Consider the following 15,758-nt stretch of genomic DNA (forward strand, 5'->3'; position numbering starts at 1 on the left):
GTACGGTCCTGGGTGCCTGGGCCGGTCAGCGATCCATCACACGGTCGAACTGCGTCGTCGTGTGCCGCAGGTGGGCCACCAGCTCCTCGCCCACGGTCGGCTCCGGCGCGTCGGCCGGCACGAAGAGGATGGAGACCTGCATGTGCGGGGGCTCGGCGAACCAGCGCTGCTTGCCCGCCCAGACGAAGGGCGACAGGTTGCGGTTGACCGTCGCGAGACCCGCCCTCGCCACGCCCTTGGCGCGCGGCATCATGCCGTGCAGCGCTTTGGGGGCTTCGAGGCCGACGCCGTGGGAGGTGCCGCCGGCCACCACGACCAGATAGCCGTCCGAGGCCACCTTCTGCTGGCGGTAGCCGAAGCGGTCGCCCTTGGAGACCTGGGTGACGTCGAGGACCGCGCCGCGGTACTCGGTCGCCTCGTGGTCCCCGAGCCACAGCCGGGTGCCGATCCGGGCCCGGAAGCGGGTCTGCGGGAACTGCTGCGCGAGGCGGGCCAGTTCGTTGGACTTGAGGTGGCTGACGAACATGGTGTGGAGCGGCAGCCGGGCGTTGCGCAGCCGGTCCATCCAGCCGATGACCTCCTCCACCGCGTCGGACCCGTCCATCCGGTCCAGGGGCAGGTGTATGGCGAAGCCTTCGAGCCGTACGTCCTCGATCGCGGCGTGCAGCTTGGGCAGGTCCCCGGCGCTGACGCCGTGCCGCTTCATGCTGCTCATGACCTCGATGACGACGCGAGCGCCGACGAGGCCGCGTACGCCTTCCACCGAGGAGACCGAACGGATCGCGCGGTCCGGCAGCGGTACGGGCTCCTCGCCCAGCCGGAAAGGGGTGAGGACGAGCAGGTCGCCGCTGAAGAAGTCCTTCATCCGGGCTGCTTCGTAGGTGGTGCCGACGGCGAGGATGTCGGAGCCGAAGCGGGCGGTCTCTTCGGCCAGCCGTTCGTGCCCGAAGCCGTATCCGTTGCCCTTGCAGACCGGGACTATGCCAGGGAACTGCTGGATCACGGTCTGCTGGTGCGCTCGCCAGCGCGCGGTGTCGACGTACAGGGTGAGCGCCATGGCCGGTCCCGGGACCTTTCTCGTGGCTGCGGTGTATCAGAGGTATGTGGGAGACGAGCAGTCGGTCGGGAAGTCGGTCGGGCGGGGCGTCAGCGGCGGGACATGTACATGTCGAGCGCCTTGTGGAGCAGCTTGTTGAGTGGGAAGTCCCACTCTCCGAGATACTCCGCCGCCTGCCCACCGGTGCCGACCTTGAACTGGATGAGGCCGAAGAGATGGTCGGTCTCGTCCAGCGAGTCGCTGATGCCGCGCAGGTCGTACACGCTCGCGCCGAGTGCGAAGGCGTCGCGCATCATCCGCCACTGCATGGCGTTGGACGGCCGGACCTCACGCTTGTGGTTGGCCGAGGCGCCGTAGGAATACCAGACGTGGCCGCCCACGATCAGCATGGTGGCGGCAGCGACCGCCTCCCCTTCGTGCACGGCGAAGTACAGCCGCATCCGGTTGGGGTCCTCGGAGTTGAGCGCTGTCCACATGCGCTGGAAGTAGCTCAGCGGGCGGGGCCGGAAGTGGTCGCGCTCGGCGGTCACCTCGTAGAGCTGCTGCCAGGTCGCCAGGTCCTCGTAGCTGCCCTGGACGACCTCGACACCGGCCTTCTCGGCCTTCTTGATGTTGCGGCGCCACAGCTGGTTGAAGCCCTTCTGGACATCCTCCAGCGAGCGGTTCTCCAGCGGGACCTGGAAGACATAGCGCGGCTGGACGTCGCCGAAACCGGCGCCGCCGTCCTCGCTCTGCTGCCAGCCCATCCGGCGCAGCCGGTCGGCCACCTCGAAGGCGCGCGGCTCGATGTGGGTGGCCTCGACGTCGCGCAGCCGCTTGACCTCGGGGTTCTGGATGCCGGCCTTGATAGCGACGGCGTCCCAGCGCCGGATGATCACTGGCGGGCCCATCTTCACGGAGAAGGCGCCCTGCTGCTTGAGATGCGCGAGCATCGGCTGCAGCCAGTCATCCAGGTTCGGCGCGTGCCAGTTGATCACTGGTCCTTCGGGCAGATAGGCCAGGTAGCGCTTGATCTTGGGCAATTGGCGGTAAAGGACGAGGCCGGCGCCGACGAGCTCACCGGCGGCGTCGAACCAGCCCAGGCTCTCCGAGCGCCACTCCGCCTTGACATCGGCCCAGGCCGGGACCTGCATGTGGCTCGCCGCGGGCAGACTCTGGATGTACGCCAGATGCTGCTCTCGGCTGATGGTCCTCAGGGTCAGGCTCATGCGGGGCGCTCCTCGGCAGGCGTGTCCCCAGGGGCGGGGCTCCGGCTCTCGCCGCGAAGCCTACTGTGACCGAGGAACGCCCCGTTTGGTCCCGGGGCTAACCCAGCACACCGCCGAAGAGCCCGCCGTGTGCCATGCCGAGGAAGAAGCCGACCGCGGCTGCCCCGAGGCCGACGATCAGCAGGAAGCGTTCAGGGGTCGTCGCGGAGATCATCTGACCCCAGGCGCCAGTGAGAATGCCCACCAGTCCGGCCCATGAGCTGACCAGGTGCAGGCCGGGGGAGAGCGAGCTGATGATCGCCACCAGGCCGAGCAGCAGCGTCGCCGCGGCGAAGCTGTTCTCGACCGGATGGGCCTTGCCGTCGGTGTTGAGGAAGGAGAGAGGGCTGCGGTGTTGCCGTACTGCCTGTGCCATGGGGCACCTCCTGGCGGAAGGCGGCGCACCCTAGCGCCGCACATACCCGATGTGTACAGATTGCGGCGATAGGCAGCCGGATTTCAACCGGAAGCCTCGGTGCAGGTACTCTGTACGGTCTGCACCGGTGTCTGCCCCCGTGCTCTCGATCCCCCGGGATTGTCAGTGCCGGCCGATACCGTTGCTAACGCATAACGACCCTCCTGCCACGGAACGACCGTGGCCGCTGAGTCCAAAGGAGGTGGGTTTTACATGCGTCACTACGAGGTGATGGTCATCCTCGACCCCGATCTCGAGGAGCGAGCAGTCTCTCCCCTGATCGAGAACTTCCTTGCTGTCGTCCGTGAGGGCAACGGCAAGGTCGAGAAGGTCGACACCTGGGGCCGTCGTCGGCTCTCGTACGAGATCAACAAGAAGCCCGAGGGCATCTACTCGGTCATCGACCTGCAGGCCGAGCCTGCGGTCGTCAAGGAGCTCGACCGTCAGATGAACCTGAGCGAGTCGGTCCTCCGGACCAAGGTCCTCCGTCCCGAGATCCACTGACCCTCAGTCTTCCGGGACTGAAGGATCGGTTCAGGTCGCAGGGATCTGAGTAGCCAAGCAACGCCAAGCAACGCCAAGCAATCCGCAGCCAGCACAGCGTATTCCCGGGGTCTCCCCGGACCCCGCGCCGAGAGGTTCCCACCATGGCAGGCGAGACCGTCATCACGGTCGTCGGCAATCTCGTCGACGACCCCGAGCTGCGCTTCACCCCGTCGGGTGCGGCGGTCGCGAAGTTCCGTGTCGCGTCCACACCCCGCATCTTCGACAAGCAGACCAACGAGTGGAAGGACGGCGATGGCCTCTTCCTCACGTGCTCGGTCTGGCGTCAGGCGGCGGAGAACGTCGCTGAGTCGCTCACACGCGGCATGCGTGTCGTCGTGCAGGGCCGACTCAAGCAGCGGTCCTACGAGGACCGCGAAGGCGTGAAGCGCACGGTCTACGAGCTGGACGTCGAGGAAGTGGGCGCCAGCTTGAAGAACGCCACCGCCAAGGTCACCAAGACCACCGGTCGTGGTGGTCAGGGCGGCTACGGCGGCGGGCAGCAGGGTGGCGGCAGCGGCGGCCAGGGCGGCGGCGGCTGGGGCGGCGGCTCCGGCGGCAATGCCGGTGGTGGCGCCAGTGGCCCGCAGGGCGGTGGCGGGGCTCCCGCCGACGACCCGTGGGCGACCAGCGCGCCGGCCGGCGGCGGCCAGCAGGGCGGCGGCGGTGGCGGCGGCTGGGGCGGCGGCTCCGGCGGTGGCAACACCGGCGGCAATTCCGGCGGTAACTCCGGCGGCGGCTACTCGGACGAGCCGCCCTTCTAGGTCCGTGCGAACGGGCCGAAGGGCGACAGCACACACTTCTTGATGACACAGGAGAGAGACAATGGCGAAGCCGCCTCCCCGCAAGCCTAAGAAGAAGGTTTGCGCGTTCTGCAAGGACAAGACGGTCTACGTGGACTACAAGGACACGAACATGCTGCGGAAGTTCATTTCCGACCGCGGCAAGATCCGTGCCCGCCGCGTGACCGGCAACTGCACTCAGCACCAGCGTGACGTCGCAACGGCCGTGAAGAACAGCCGTGAGATGGCGCTGCTGCCCTACACGTCGACCGCGCGATAAGGAGAGGGTGACCGAATCATGAAGATCATCCTCACCCACGAGGTCTCCGGCCTCGGTACGGCCGGCGAGGTCGTAGACGTCAAGGACGGCTACGCTCGCAACTACCTGGTCCCGCGTGGTTTCGCGATCCGCTGGACCAAGGGCGGCGAGAAGGACGTAGAGCAGATCCGTCGGGGTCGCAAGATCCGCGAGATCGCCACGATCGAGCAGGCCAACGAGATCAAGGGCCGGCTCGAGAGCGTCAAGGTGCTCCTGAGCACCCGCGCCGGCGATGCCGGCCGCCTGTTCGGCTCCGTCACCCCGGCTGACATCGCTACGGCGATCAAGGCTTCGGGTGGTCCGGACGTCGACAAGCGTCGGATCGAGCTCGGTTCGCCGATCAAGACCCTGGGCGCGCACCAGGTGTCCGTGCGTCTGCACGCCGAGGTCGCCGCCAAGGTTGGCGTCGAGGTCGTCGCAGCCTGACGTACCGCCTGACGCTTCGCGTACGGCACAGCATGACGAAAGGGCCGCAACCCCACTGGGGTGGCGGCCCTTTCGCCGTCCGGCTCGCCCGGTACGGCGGGCTCCCGGCGCGTTCAGGCGCGGACGGCTCCGGTCACGATCCAGCGGCCGGAGCGGGCACGCCCCCACAGGGTGATCATCCGGACCGCCATCATCAGGCCCATCACCCACCACAGCGCGGTCAGGCCGCCGCCCATCGCGGGAACGGCGAGTGCGACCGGGGCGAAGACGGCGAGCGTCGCCAGCATGGCCCAGGCCAGGTAGGGGCCGTCGCCCGCGCCCATCAGCACCCCGTCCAGCACGTAGACCAGGCCGGAAACGGGCTGCACGACGGCGACCACCAGGAGTGCGGGCAGCAGAGCGTCCCGTACCGACGGGTCCGTGGTGAACAGCGGGATGAACAGCGGCCGGGAGAGCGCGACCAGCAGACCCAGCAGCACGCCCGCGGCGATGCCCCACTGGACCATGCGGCGGCAGGCGGCCTTCGCGCCCTGGGTGTCGCTCGCCCCGAGGTAGCGGCCGATGATCGCCTGGCCCGCGATGGCGATCGCGTCCAGCGCGAAGGCGAGCAGGCTCCACAGGGTCAGTACGATCTGGTGCGCGGCGACGTCGACGTCCCCGAGCCGGGCGGCCACCGCGGTGGCGATCATCAGGATCGCGCGCAGCGAGAGCGTGCGGACCAGCAGCGGTACTCCGGCCTGGGCGCAGGCCCGGATGCCGGCCAGGTCGGGGCGGAGCGGGGCGTGGTGCTTGCGCGCTCCCCGTACGACCACGACGAGGTAGACGGCGGCCATCGCGCACTGGGCGATCACGGTGCCCCAGGCGGAGCCCGCGATGCCGAGCCCGGCGCCGTAGACGAGCGCGATGTTGAGGGCGGCGTTGGCGGTGAAGCCGCCGATGGCGACGTAGAGCGGGGTGCGGGTGTTCTGCAGACCGCGCAGCACGCCGGTGGCGGCGAGCACGACGAGCATGGCCGGGATGCCGATCGAGCTGATGCGCAGATAGGTGACGGCGTACGGGGCCGCGGTGTCGGAGGCGCCGAAGAGCCCGATGAGCGCGGGGGCGGTGGGCAGCACGACGGCGATGACGACGGCGCCGAGCAGCAGAGCGAGCCAGATGCCGTCCATTCCCTGCCGGATGGCGGCGGGGAGGTCGCCTGCGCCGAGGCGGCGGGCGACAGCGGCGGTGGTGGCGTAGGCGAGGAAGACGAAGACGTTGACGGCGGTGGTGAGGAGGGCGGCGGCGATGCCGAGACCGGCCAGCTGGGGGGTGCCGAGGTGGCCGATGACGGCGCTGTCGACCATCAGGAAGAGGGGCTCTGCGACGAGTGCGCCGAAGGCGGGGAGGGCGAGCGCGACGATTTCGCGGTCGTGTCGGCGGCTGCTGCGCTTCGGTGTCGCGGGGGCCTGGGGCATGGAGTCAATCTAATCTTCCACAGGTAAGTGACACAACTGCCTACTGGTCCTTACTTTTCGAGGGCCGGACCGATCTTCTGTGCGCCGTTTGTCGCGATCTTGGGCTGGTTCTCGAAGTTTTTCTTCTGCACAGCCGGTGCATAGGGAAAGTGCAGGTCAGGGGCGCGCCCGTTGAGTGATTGTGTGTTTGTCCACAGCTCTTTCCCCCGCACTGTGCACAGCTTCGGCGGACTTCTCCACAGGCTGGGCCCCTTCATCCACATGCCCTGTGGATAACCATCTTGGCTGACGGTCCCCGCGGGCCTACCGTGGTCCGGCGCCCGCTGCCTGTTCCGGCTCCGGATCCGAGCGAACTCGACGCGCCGTAAGCGGAGTCGGGCGTCCCATTTGTCAGAGCTGTGCCGTAAGAAAGAAGTGGCACGGCAAGGTCCGCGTTGCGGACGGGAGGAGGTGGCGGGGTGAGTCAACCCGAGCACACGGACGACCCCTGGGACGAAGGCGGTCCCAGCGACCGCCTGCCCGCCGCCCGCTCCGGCCGCCGCGGCGAGGGCAAGGGGCGCGGCCGGGCCGAACAGCACGACCGCGGGGACGACGACGGCGGCTCCTGGTCCGCGACGAACTTCGAGCGCGTACCGCCGCAGGACCTGGACGCCGAGCAGTCGGTGCTCGGCGGCATGCTGCTCTCCAAGGACGCCATCGCCGATGTGATCGAGGTCCTCAAGGGCCCCGACTTCTACCGGCCCGCCCACGAGACCGTCTTCCAGGCGGTCCTCGACCTCTACGCGAAAGGCGAGCCGGCCGACCCGATCACGGTCGGCGCGGAGCTGACCCGGCGCGGTGAGATCACCAAGGTCGGCGGGGCCTCGTACCTGCACACCCTCGTCCAGTCGGTCCCCACCGCGGCCAACGCCGAGTACTACGCCGAGATCGTCCACGAGCGGGCCGTGCTGCGCCGGCTGGTCGAGGCGGGCACCCGTATCACCCAGATGGGTTACGCGGCGGACGGCGACGTCGACGAGATCGTCAACTCCGCCCAGGCGGAGATCTACGCCGTCACCGAGCAGCGGACCTCGGAGGACTACCTCCCGCTCGGCGACATCATGGAGGGCGCGCTCGACGAGATCGAGGCCATCGGCTCGCGCAGCGGCCAGATGTCCGGCGTGCCGACCGGCTTCACGGACCTGGACGCGCTGACCAACGGGCTGCACCCCGGCCAGATGATCGTCATCGCGGCGCGGCCCGCGATGGGTAAGTGCCTGGCGGCCGGCTCCACCCTGGTCGAGGCGAACACCGGCCGGCGGATGACCGTCGCGGAGTTCGTCAGCCGGGGACAGGCCGGCGAAGACCTCGCGGTCCAGACGCTGGGCGACGCCTGGAAGCTGAGCCCGGTCCGCCCCTCGGACTTCATCGACAACGGCGTGAAGCCGGTCTTCGCCCTCACCACCGGACTCGGCCGCAGAATCCGCGCCACGGGCAACCACCCCTTCCGCACCCTGCGCGGCTGGGTGCCGCTGGAGGAGCTGCGGCCCGGCGAGCGGGTGGCCGTGCCGCGCGAGGTCCGCGCGGAGGCTTCCGCCGAGCTGCCCCGCGCGCTGGTGGCCCTCACCGGCTACCTGCTCGGCGACGACGCTTCGGGCGGCGACGTCCCGTACTTCACCGCTGCCTGCCCGCTCACCGGCGACGACGCGGCGCACTGGGCGGCGGAGCTGATGCTGCGAGCGGACGGCGGTACGGAGCGGAGCGGCGGGCCCGGGCACGGCTCGCGGATCAGCTTCAGCCCGGTTCTGGACGGCGCGCATGTGCTGGTCGAGCGGTTCCGGGAGTGGGGCCTGGGCGAGGCCCTCAACGAGACCGGCTCCGGCCGGTGCGATCCGCGCGATCGGCGCGAGAAGTTCGTGCCCGAGGTCTTCTTCCGGCTGCCCGAGCAGCAGATCGCGCTGCTTCTGTCGCGCCTGTTCGCGACCGACGGCTGGGCTTCGACCTCTGCCGGAACCGCTGGTCGGCCGCAGATCGGCTACCGCTCCGTGAGTGAGCGGCTGGCGCGGGACGTGGCGCATCTGCTGCTGCGGCTCGGCGTCACGGCTGTGGTGTCGCGGTGTGTCGCCGCCCCGCAGACGCGGCCCGGGGGCCGGCTTGGGCAGCAGGAGCGCGTGGTCCATCAGGTGCTCATCGAGGACCTCGACCAGCTCCGCGTCTTCGCGGCGCGGGTCGGCGTCTTCGGCCAGGAGCAGCGGGTCGCCGAGGTGCTCGAAGCGCTGGGCGAGGCCGAGCGCGCGGACACGGACGAGACTCCGTCCGGTACAGACGTGCTTCCCGCGGAGATCTGGGACCTCATCGAGGCCGAGAAGGGCTCCTCGCTGAGCTGGGCGGAGGTCAGCGAGCGCTGCGGGCGTGCGCGTGATCACGACTGGCGGACGGGCCGGCCGCTCGGCCGCCACCGGCTCCAGGAGATCGCCAAGGCCCTGGACTCACAGCCGCTCGGTGACCTCGCGGACGCCGACGTGCGCTGGGACCGGATCGAGTCGGTCGAACCGGACGGCGAGGACCGGGTCTACGACCTCACCATCGACGGCACGCACAACTTCGTCGCCGACGACATCGTCGTGCACAACTCCACGCTCGCGCTGGACTTCGCGCGGGCCTGCTCGATCCAGAGCAATCTGCCGAGCGTGATCTTCTCGCTCGAGATGGGCCGCAACGAGATCGCGATGCGCCTGCTGTCCGCCGAGGCCCGGGTCGCGCTGCACCACATGCGGTCCGGCAGCATGACGGACGAGGACTGGACCCGGCTGGCCAGGCGGATGCCGGACGTCTCGGCGGCTCCGCTGTTCATCGACGATTCGCCGAACCTGTCGATGATGGAGATCCGCGCCAAGTGCCGCCGCCTCAAGCAGCGGCAGGACCTCAAGCTGGTCGTCATCGACTATCTCCAGCTGATGCAGTCCGGTGGCTCACGCCGTCCCGAGAGCCGCCAGCAGGAAGTCTCGGACATGTCGCGAAACCTCAAGCTGCTCGCGAAGGAGCTGGAGGTGCCGGTCATCGCGCTGTCCCAGCTGAACCGTGGTCCCGAACAGCGGACGGACAAGAAGCCGATGGTCTCCGACCTCCGTGAGTCGGGCTCGATCGAGCAGGACGCGGACATGGTGATCCTGCTGCACCGCGAGGACGCCTACGAGAAGGAGTCGCCGCGCGCGGGCGAGGCCGACTTGATCGTGGCGAAGCACCGTAACGGTCCGACGGCGACGATCACGGTCGCCTTCCAGGGCCACTACTCGCGCTTCGTGGATATGGCTCAGACCTGAGCGGGCTGTTTGTAGGTTCTCGAATTTCGCCCGACCTCGCCCGTGAGAAGGGTCGGTGACGGTCTTCGCCCGCACACGTACAGCATCCCGGCCCCACTCGGGAAGCGCTCAGCCCACAACCTGATGCAACATGATTCAAACCAGTTCGGGTTGCGGTTGCGGTTCCGGTTGCCGCGCTGGTGCGGCCTTCGGTTCCCACAGTTTGGTGGTCCGTACGTAGCTGTGGATCACTGAGGTCATCGCCAGAATGAGAAGTGGTCCAAATACCCACGGATGTTTGGCCATCTCCATCGGCAGATAGCGATATGACACCAGGAGCGCAGTGAAGACCGTTGCGCTGTAAGCGACCAGCTGGATTCCTGACCGATCCCAGCCACGTTCGATCGAGCGCAGAGCTGCCTCGATCGTGAGCGCGAACACCACGCCGGCAATGAGATCCACGCCGTAGTGGTAGCCGAAACCCAGCGTTGCGCCGAGCGTAGCAATCAGCCAGAACGCGCCTGCGAATTGCAGAATCCGTGGGCCCTTGCGGGAATGAATGAAGATCGCGGTGGCCCACGCTGTGTGCAGGCTGGGCATGCAGTTGCGTGGGGTGATCTCGTCGAATGGCATCTGGTGCGGGGTATTGATCGGCGGCAGCGTGTCCGGCCACAGGTTGGCCACCGCGAAGTGCCCGCCGTCGGCGCCGTAAGCGAAGATCGGTCCGACCACCGGGAAGATCATGTAGATGCCCGGCCCGAGGAGGCCGATCACCAGAAAGGTGCGCACCAGATGATGGCCCGGGAAGCGGCGCTCGACCGCCACGTCACGCAGCTGGTACAGCGCGACGATGACCGCGGCCACCGCAAGCTGAATGTAGACGTAGTCGAGAACATGGGCGCCGATCGGGCCGGTGGCCGTGACGATCCGGCCTGCCAGCCACGACGGGTTGCCCAGCGCGTGATCGGCGGTTGCCACGTACTGGTCGAGCACCGCCGGGCGGGTCTTCGACGTGATGAGTAGCCAGATATCGCCAGTTTTGCGGCCGGCCACCAGCAGCAGTCCCAGCCCGACGCCCTTCAGCAGCAGGACACGTTCCCGGCCTGCGCGGCGCGTGACAGCGATGACCGCATAGCCCAAAATCACCCACAACGCGCCGTTGCCGAAGGGGTGCCCGCTGGTCGTCTTGGCGTCGACCGCCCAGCGCACCAGCAAGAAGGCGACGTCGATGCCGATCGCGGCACCAGCCGCGATGAACCGTTGCCGCCAGGTGAGCACCACCATCATCAACGCCATAGCGGCGTACAACAGGGGGCCCGATTTGGGGGCGAATATCAGCTCTTGCACCTGATTGGTGATTGGCCCCGGTAGGCCGTAGCGACGCGCGGCGATCTCCAGCATGATGAGGAATCCGAGGGCCGCCACACCCGCCGTGGCCCACAATATCGCCCGTGGTTGACGCCACGCGGCGAACGTAATTCTGGAGTTTATTCGCGAAAACGCCCGCGATGCTATAGATGTCAATTGTTTAGCCGATTTGCTGGATGTTGGTTAAATTGGTTACTCATCGTGCTGGATAGCATGGTTTTCCGGTGAAGGGCGGGCGATGTGATCGTCGTGAGTTTGAACATGCTATCGGAGCGGTCAGGGTGGGTTTCGCTGGTCACGGGTGGTGCGAAGGTCGGTCGATCCTGCGCTCGATGGTCCAGCGTCTCGGGGATGCCCATGCAACTCTCGACGCCCGGCGGGCATCGAGGGCGTCACGGGTTGCCCAGTGGGCTCTCAAGCGTGTGCACAAGGCCGTGAACTGGCAGCCTGGGCGGGATGTTGACATACCGCCAACACGCCGAATACAGCGTGCGGCCTTCGCGGTCAGCCACCGCGTCCTGCCCCCGCTACCGAAACGCACTGGCCGTCCGTACGCCACAACGCGCAGGTACAGCCCCCGGTGCGGCCCGTACGGGGACGTCGGCCAAGCCCGGTCCGGGCAGACTCGGTTTCACCGCGGCCCGGCCCGGCGCAGCCCAGGTCACACCACCTCGGACAGTTCCTGCAGCAGCCGCCGCTTCGGGCGCGCTCCCACCATCGACTTCACCGGCTCGCCGGCGCGGAAGACCATGAGGGTCGGCATGGAGAGCACGCCGTACGCGGCTGCGATGCCGGGGTCCTTGTCGACGTCCAGCTGCACGATCTTGAGCCGGCCGGCCTCCTCCTCGGCCAGCTCCGCCAGCACCGGCGCGATCATGCGGCACGGCGCGCACCATGAGGCCGTGAAGTCCACCAGGACCGGGATCTCGGACGCCAGTACCTCTTCGCCGAAGGTGTCGTCCGTGACCGAGGCGACCGCTTGTGCGTATGCCATTACCTGCTCCCCTCTCGATGTGTTGCGTGTGCCGCGTGTGCCGCGTGTGCCGCGTGTGCCGCGTGTGCCGCGTGTGCCGCGTGTGTTGCGTGTCCGGTCGGTTCGGCCCGTGGTGTGAGTTCGCAGAGCGGTTCCGGGCCGCCCGGCGTGCTCGCCGCGGATTCGACCTCGGCTCGGGCCAGTTGGCTGCCGATCTGCCGCCGTACCTGCTGCAAGCGGTCGATGCAGTCGTCCAGTTCCGCGAGCTTGCGCCGGTACACCTCCAGCGAGGCCGGGCAGGAGTCGCCCGCCGGGTGGCCCGCCTGGAGGCATTCGATGAAGGGCCGGGTCTCCTCCAGTTCGAAGCCGAAGTCCTGGAGGATGCGGATCTGCCGCACCAGCAGCAGGTCGTCCTCGTCGTACGCCCGGTACCCGTTTACCGTGCGCCGGGCCCTGAGCAGGCCGCGGGACTCGTAATACCGCAGCGCTCGGGTGGTGATGCCCGCCCGTTCCGCCAGCTCGCCGATCCGCATGCCCGCTCCTTCCGGCCGCTCCGCGCCAACGGTCACGACGGTAGACCTTGACGTTGGCGTCAAAGCCAGCCCGGCTCGGTGCGGGGCAGGACGGCGCCAACGGCTATCGCCCGGTCAGCGTGCTCGCCGCTCGGGCCGCTCGGGCTGCTCGGCACCATCGAATGGCACTGGGCCGAACAAGCTCGGTCTTTCCCAACGGAGTCTTTTAGGGTCGAGAAGTCGATGAACGACCCGACAGCCTGACGATCCACCGAGGAGCCCCGTGTCCACACCGTACGAAGAGCTGCTGCCCGGCACCCAGCGGGCGTTGCTGCACCGGATCGCGGTCGGTCAGGCCGGTGGGCGTACGCCGTCCCTGGTCGGCGCCGTGATGCGGGAGGGCCGGATGGTCTGGTCCGGGGGGCGCAGTATGATCGTGAGGCACGGTCCCGACGCCGATACCCAGTACCGCATCGGATCGCTGACCAAGACCTTCGTGGCCGTGCTGGTCATGCGGCTGCGCGACGAGGGGCGGCTCGACCTGGCCGATCCCGTGCGCAAGCACCTCGACTCCGAGGCCGGCGCCGAGGGGATCGGCGACCCGACGATCGCCCAACTGCTCTCGCACACCGCCGGGCTGGCCGCCGAGGCGCGCGGGCCGTGGTGGGAGCGCACGCCCGGTGGCCTGCGTCCTGAGCTCGCCGATGTGCTGGGCGAGCGGCCCGTGCGGCACCCGGCCGGTCGGACGCACCACTACTCCAACCCGGGGTACGCGCTGTTGGGCGCGCTCGTCGAGCGGCTGCGCGGTGAGCCGTGGAGCGAGGTGCTGCGGCGGGAGGTGCTGGAGCCGCTGGGGATGGCGCGTACGACGCTGCTGCCGCAGTCCCCGCACGCCGGGGGCTTCGCCGTGCACCCGTGGGCGGACGTGATGCTGCCCGAGCCGGCCGAGGACACCGGGCGGATGGCGCCGGCCGGACAGCTCTGGTCCACGGCGGCGGACCTGTGCCGCTGGACGGCCTTTCTGGCGGGGGGCGACGAGCGGGTGCTGGCCGCCGGCTCGGTCGCCGAGATGCGCGTTCCGGCGACCGAGCCGCAGGGGCCCGACTGGGACGGCGGGTACGGCCTGGGGATGCAGCTGATGCGGAAGGACGGGCGGCTGTTCGCGGGCCACACCGGCTCGATGCCCGGTTTCCTCGCGGCCCTGTGGGTGAGCGAGGCGGACGCCGTCGGCGGAGTCGTGCTGAGCAACTGCACGTCCGGGCCCGCCGTCGCGACGATCGCGGCGGACCTGGCCGCCATCGTCGCCGACAACGAGCCCCGGATGCCCGAGCCGTGGAAGCCGCTCCCGCAGGCCGATCCGGAACTGCTGGAGCTCACAGGGCCCTGGTACTGGGGGCCGGCCCCCTTCGCGCTCCGGTTGCTGGCCGACCGCGCGCTGCAACTCGCTCCGCTCTCCGGCGCGGGCAGGGGCTCGCGCTTCCGGCCGGAGGAGGACGGGAGCTGGACCGGGCTCGACGGCTACTACGCGGGCGAGACGCTGCGGCTGGGGCGGCGCGCGGCGGACGGCGTGGTCGATCATCTGGACCTGGGGACGTTCGTGTTCACGCGGCAGCCGTACGAGCAGGCCGCTCCGGTGCCGGGTGGGGTCGACCCGGGTGGGTGGCAGGCCGGCTGAGGGGCAGGGGCGGGCTGAGGCCGTGGGGTGGACGACGCGGGCGGGATCGTGTTTCACGTGAAACATCGGTTCGATTTCACTTTGCCTTCGCCTGCTCCTTCCCGGCCCCTGTCCGGAGGCCCGCCCCAGCCTCAGTCCGGTCGCGTCTCAGTCCGGCGGCGGCAGGGCGACCAGCACCCGCCCCGGCCCGGCCGGTCGTTCGACCGCTTGGTGGGCGGCGGCGATGCGCTCCAGCGGGAACACCTCGGCGACCGGGAACCGCAGGTCACCCGCTGCCGCCGCGGCGCTGAGGTCGTCGGCCGCGGCGCGGTTCAGGGACTCGGGGAAATCGTCGCTGCCCAGCAGTCGCACCGTCACGTTCTTGAACAGCAGCTCCCAGAAGGGCAGTCGCGGCTGCGGATCGTCGGTGGCGTAGCTGACGAGCACACCGCCCTGGGCCAACAGGGCCGCGTCCAGAGCGACGTTAGCGCCGAAGGCGATCTCGATCACCCGGTCCACGCCCTCGCCGCCGGTCAGTTCGCACACCTGCTCCGCGAGGCCGCCGCCGGTGAGCAGCGCGTGGTCGGCGCCGTTGTCCTCGGCCTCGGCGAGGTCGGTCTTGTGCCGGACGGTGGCGATGACCCGCGCGCCGTCCCGGCGGGCGAGTGCCACGGCGGCCCGGCCGACCGCTCCGACGCCGCCCGTGACCAGCACCGTCCGCCCCCGGACCGGCCCGTCGGCGAACACCGCGCGGTGCGCGGTCAGCCCCGGGATGCCCAGGCACGCGCCCTGCTCGGTGGTCACTTGGGCCGGCAGCGGCACGGCTCGGGAGGCCGGGACGACCGTGTACTGGGCAGCCGTGCCGAACGGGCGGTAGGACTGCGCCCGGTAGCACCAGACCCGCCGGCCCACCCTGCTGCGGTCGACGCCCGCGCCGACCGCGTCCACCACTCCGGCGCCGTCCGAGTGCGGCACCACACGCGGATACGGCATCTGCGCCGCGCCCAACCACACTTGGCGCTTCTTGACGTCTCCGACGCTGATGCCGGAGAACTCCAGCCGGATGCGCAGTTCGCCCGGCCCCGGCACGGGATCGTCCAGCTCTCCCACCGTCAGGACCTCGGCGGCCGGTCCTTTCCGTTCATACCAGGCGGCCAACATGGTTGGATTTTACGGCGGTTCGCGAGGTATGGCACGGGGTGCGGTGGCACCGGCTGCGCCGTCGTGCCGCTCGGGTTGCTCGCAGGCCATTCCGGAGCCCGTTGCCCGTTCAGAGCTGGAGCTTGAAGCCCAGGTGGGAGGGCTCGAAGCCGAGCCGCTCGTAGAAGCGGTGGGCGTCGACGCGGGTGGCGTCGGAGGTGAGCTGTACCAACTGGCAGCCCTGGCGGCGGGATTCCTCGACGGCCCACTCGATGAGGAGGGTGCCCAGGCCGCTGCCGCGCTCGTCGCCGTGGACCCGTACGCCCTCGATGATCGAGCGGGTGGAGCCGCGCCGCGACAGGCCGGGGACGACGGTGAGCTGGAGGGTGCCGACCGTACGGCCGTCGCGGACCGCGACGACCACGTGCTGGTTCGGGTCCGCGACCAGCCGGTCGAGGGCCGTACGGTACGGAGCCAGGTCCGCCGGGGATTCGCGGCGGGCGCCCAGCGGGTCGTCGGCGAGCATCGCCACGATGGCCGGCAGGTCGGCGGCGGTCGCCGGGCGTATCTCGAAGCCGCTCATGATC

Annotated in this window: 15 protein-coding genes; 6 read left to right on the top strand and 9 right to left on the bottom strand. The window is 69.4% G+C overall.

Annotated features, from left to right (window positions below; translation table 11 throughout):
* Positions 1-25 precede the first annotated feature (25 nt).
* The 3 genes from QMK28_RS05405 to QMK28_RS05415 all read right to left on the bottom strand — a co-directional run bounded on the left by QMK28_RS05405 (position 26) and on the right by QMK28_RS05415 (position 2,680).
* Positions 26-1,057, bottom strand: coding sequence for an alanine racemase (locus QMK28_RS05405; protein WP_326435826.1), 1,032 nt, complete (start codon positions 1,055-1,057; stop codon positions 26-28).
* A gap of 89 nt (positions 1,058-1,146) precedes the next feature.
* Entirely contained in the window at positions 1,147-2,265 is a 1,119-nt protein-coding gene (locus tag QMK28_RS05410; RefSeq protein WP_326435827.1) for a lipid II:glycine glycyltransferase FemX, read from the bottom strand.
* Between the two features lie 97 nt (positions 2,266-2,362).
* Positions 2,363-2,680 (bottom strand): hypothetical protein, encoded by a 318-nt coding sequence (locus tag QMK28_RS05415; protein ID WP_326435828.1) that lies wholly within the window; start codon positions 2,678-2,680, stop codon positions 2,363-2,365.
* A gap of 252 nt (positions 2,681-2,932) precedes the next feature.
* On the opposite strand from QMK28_RS05415, the gene rpsF reads away from it, so the two are divergent.
* The 4 genes from rpsF to rplI all read left to right on the top strand — a co-directional run bounded on the left by rpsF (position 2,933) and on the right by rplI (position 4,789).
* Complete coding sequence (gene rpsF / locus QMK28_RS05420) at positions 2,933-3,223, top strand: 30S ribosomal protein S6 (RefSeq protein ID WP_326435829.1); 291 nt, start codon at positions 2,933-2,935, stop codon at positions 3,221-3,223.
* A 143-nt stretch (positions 3,224-3,366) separates the two neighbouring features.
* On the top strand, positions 3,367-4,026 hold the full coding sequence (locus QMK28_RS05425) for a single-stranded DNA-binding protein (RefSeq protein ID WP_326435830.1): 660 nt from the start codon (positions 3,367-3,369) through the stop codon (positions 4,024-4,026).
* Positions 4,027-4,087: 61 nt separating this feature from the next.
* Positions 4,088-4,324, top strand: coding sequence for a 30S ribosomal protein S18 (rpsR, locus tag QMK28_RS05430; RefSeq protein WP_031512678.1), 237 nt, complete (start codon positions 4,088-4,090; stop codon positions 4,322-4,324).
* Between the two features lie 18 nt (positions 4,325-4,342).
* Positions 4,343-4,789 (top strand): 50S ribosomal protein L9, encoded by a 447-nt coding sequence (rplI, locus tag QMK28_RS05435; protein WP_326435831.1) that lies wholly within the window; start codon positions 4,343-4,345, stop codon positions 4,787-4,789.
* Positions 4,790-4,902: 113 nt separating this feature from the next.
* Here rplI and QMK28_RS05440 read toward each other — a convergent pair whose 3' ends face one another.
* Complete coding sequence (locus QMK28_RS05440) at positions 4,903-6,243, bottom strand: MATE family efflux transporter (protein WP_326435832.1); 1,341 nt, start codon at positions 6,241-6,243, stop codon at positions 4,903-4,905.
* Positions 6,244-6,917: 674 nt separating this feature from the next.
* Here QMK28_RS05440 and dnaB point away from each other — a divergent pair.
* Entirely contained in the window at positions 6,918-9,545 is a 2,628-nt protein-coding gene (dnaB, locus tag QMK28_RS05445) for a replicative DNA helicase (protein ID WP_443050547.1), read from the top strand.
* Between the two features lie 135 nt (positions 9,546-9,680).
* Here dnaB and QMK28_RS05450 read toward each other — a convergent pair whose 3' ends face one another.
* The 3 genes from QMK28_RS05450 to QMK28_RS05460 form a co-directional block, all read right to left on the bottom strand.
* A complete protein-coding gene (locus QMK28_RS05450; protein WP_326435834.1) occupies positions 9,681-10,925 on the bottom strand; it encodes a phosphatase PAP2 family protein in 1,245 nt (414 codons plus the stop codon).
* A gap of 628 nt (positions 10,926-11,553) precedes the next feature.
* Entirely contained in the window at positions 11,554-11,886 is a 333-nt protein-coding gene (gene trxA / locus QMK28_RS05455) for a thioredoxin (RefSeq protein WP_326435835.1), read from the bottom strand.
* Positions 11,886-12,398, bottom strand: coding sequence for a MerR family transcriptional regulator (locus QMK28_RS05460; protein ID WP_326435887.1), 513 nt, complete (start codon positions 12,396-12,398; stop codon positions 11,886-11,888). The genes trxA and QMK28_RS05460 overlap by 1 nt, the downstream gene beginning before the upstream one ends.
* A gap of 262 nt (positions 12,399-12,660) precedes the next feature.
* Here QMK28_RS05460 and QMK28_RS05465 point away from each other — a divergent pair, with 262 nt between their 5' ends.
* Positions 12,661-14,052, top strand: a complete 1,392-nt coding sequence (locus tag QMK28_RS05465; protein ID WP_326435836.1) for a serine hydrolase domain-containing protein — start codon at positions 12,661-12,663, stop codon at positions 14,050-14,052.
* A gap of 147 nt (positions 14,053-14,199) precedes the next feature.
* Here the strand turns inward: QMK28_RS05465 and QMK28_RS05470 are convergent, their stop codons facing one another.
* Complete coding sequence (locus QMK28_RS05470) at positions 14,200-15,192, bottom strand: NADPH:quinone reductase (protein WP_326435837.1); 993 nt, start codon at positions 15,190-15,192, stop codon at positions 14,200-14,202.
* 109 nt (positions 15,193-15,301) lie between these two features.
* On the bottom strand, positions 15,302-15,754 hold the full coding sequence (locus QMK28_RS05475; protein WP_326435838.1) for a GNAT family N-acetyltransferase: 453 nt from the start codon (positions 15,752-15,754) through the stop codon (positions 15,302-15,304).
* Positions 15,755-15,758: the final 4 nt, after the last annotated feature.

The organism is Streptomyces sp. H27-D2 (assembly GCF_035828615.1).
Taxonomy (GTDB): domain Bacteria; phylum Actinomycetota; class Actinomycetes; order Streptomycetales; family Streptomycetaceae; genus Streptomyces.

Bases quoted from the DNA above. Each gene is read 5' to 3' on its own strand.
- QMK28_RS05440 (WP_326435832.1), bottom strand. From the start codon at position 6,243: ATGCCCCAGGCCCCCGCGACACCGAAGCGCAGCAGCCGCCGACACGAC.
- trxA (WP_326435835.1), bottom strand. From the start codon at position 11,886: ATGGCATACGCACAAGCGGTCGCCTCGGTCACGGACGACACCTTCGGC.
- QMK28_RS05405 (WP_326435826.1), bottom strand. From the start codon at position 1,057: ATGGCGCTCACCCTGTACGTCGACACCGCGCGCTGGCGAGCGCACCAG.
- QMK28_RS05460 (WP_326435887.1), bottom strand. From the start codon at position 12,398: ATGCGGATCGGCGAGCTGGCGGAACGGGCGGGCATCACCACCCGAGCG.
- rpsF (WP_326435829.1), top strand. From the start codon at position 2,933: ATGCGTCACTACGAGGTGATGGTCATCCTCGACCCCGATCTCGAGGAG.
- QMK28_RS05410 (WP_326435827.1), bottom strand. From the start codon at position 2,265: ATGAGCCTGACCCTGAGGACCATCAGCCGAGAGCAGCATCTGGCGTAC.
- rplI (WP_326435831.1), top strand. From the start codon at position 4,343: ATGAAGATCATCCTCACCCACGAGGTCTCCGGCCTCGGTACGGCCGGC.
- QMK28_RS05470 (WP_326435837.1), bottom strand. From the start codon at position 15,192: ATGTTGGCCGCCTGGTATGAACGGAAAGGACCGGCCGCCGAGGTCCTG.
- QMK28_RS05415 (WP_326435828.1), bottom strand. From the start codon at position 2,680: ATGGCACAGGCAGTACGGCAACACCGCAGCCCTCTCTCCTTCCTCAAC.
- QMK28_RS05425 (WP_326435830.1), top strand. From the start codon at position 3,367: ATGGCAGGCGAGACCGTCATCACGGTCGTCGGCAATCTCGTCGACGAC.
- rpsR (WP_031512678.1), top strand. From the start codon at position 4,088: ATGGCGAAGCCGCCTCCCCGCAAGCCTAAGAAGAAGGTTTGCGCGTTC.
- QMK28_RS05450 (WP_326435834.1), bottom strand. From the start codon at position 10,925: ATGCTGGAGATCGCCGCGCGTCGCTACGGCCTACCGGGGCCAATCACC.
- dnaB (WP_443050547.1), top strand. From the start codon at position 6,918: ATGCTGCTCTCCAAGGACGCCATCGCCGATGTGATCGAGGTCCTCAAG.
- QMK28_RS05475 (WP_326435838.1), bottom strand. From the start codon at position 15,754: ATGAGCGGCTTCGAGATACGCCCGGCGACCGCCGCCGACCTGCCGGCC.